Below are 755 nucleotides of genomic sequence, written 5' to 3'. Positions count from 1 at the left end.
ATCGCGCCGTCCTCGATGTCCTTGCGCGCGCGGGCACGCAGGGTGGCGGTATCGCTGATGCCAACAGGACGCGCGCTGGGAGTGGCGGGGGCGGAGCTGGGTTGCTTGGCTGGCTTTGACATGGCTGGCCGGGTTCCTTTGTTGCGTGGGATCAGCTGGGCAGGTGCTCCAGCACGTAAGTTGCCGAGGACACCTCGAACTGGCCGGGTGCCTCGATGAAGGTCTGGCGCACCACGCCGTCCTCGACGTAGAGCGCGAAGCGGCGCGACCGCAGGCCCATGCCGGAACTGCTGGCATCCATCTCCAAGCCAAGCGCGCGGGTGAACTCGCCGTTGCCGTCGGACAGCAGCTGCAGGCCGTCGGGCACGTGCTGGCTTTCGCCCCAGGCCTTCATCACGAACGGGTCGTTGACCGCCATGCAGAACACGTCGATGCCGCGGTGGCGGAAATCGGCGAAGTGCTCCACATAGCCGGGCAGGTGGCGGGCCGAACAGGTGGGCGTGAACGCACCGGGCACGGCGAACAGCACCGCCCGGCGTCCGTCGAACAGGGCATGGGTGTCGATGGTCTCCATGCCCTCGCGGATGCGCTTGAGGGTGACTTCGGGAATGCGGTCGCCAACGTGGATGGTCATGCGGACTCCTTGGACACGGACAGCGTAGTAAGCGGGGTGGGAGGGTGGCGTCAAAACGTTGAAAAAAACGCGTGGACACCCATTTCAACGGCAGAGCAGCGCTGCCGGGGCCAGCGTAGCC

General features: G+C 66.4%; 1 protein-coding gene and 1 pseudogene. Both read right to left on the bottom strand.

The window, feature by feature from the left end; translation table 11 throughout:
* Positions 1 to 122 (bottom strand): annotated as a pseudogene (locus DBR34_RS22870) (bacterioferritin); the annotation flags it as partial.
* 29 nt (positions 123 to 151) lie between these two features.
* Positions 152 to 634: a peroxiredoxin gene (locus DBR34_RS12110; protein WP_128096978.1), complete on the bottom strand. Its 483-nt coding sequence runs from the start codon at positions 632 to 634 to the stop codon at positions 152 to 154.
* Positions 635 to 755: the final 121 nt, after the last annotated feature.

This window comes from Stenotrophomonas sp. HMWF003 (assembly GCF_003061285.1).
GTDB lineage: Bacteria > Pseudomonadota > Gammaproteobacteria > Xanthomonadales > Xanthomonadaceae > Stenotrophomonas > Stenotrophomonas maltophilia_AP.
The sequence above is the reverse complement of the archived record's forward strand: the minus strand, read 5'-3'. Positions and strand labels throughout refer to the sequence as shown.

Coding starts and splice junctions, on each gene's coding strand:
- DBR34_RS12110 (WP_128096978.1), bottom strand. CDS start 634: ATGACCATCCACGTTGGCGACCGCATTCCCGAAGTCACCCTCAAGCGC.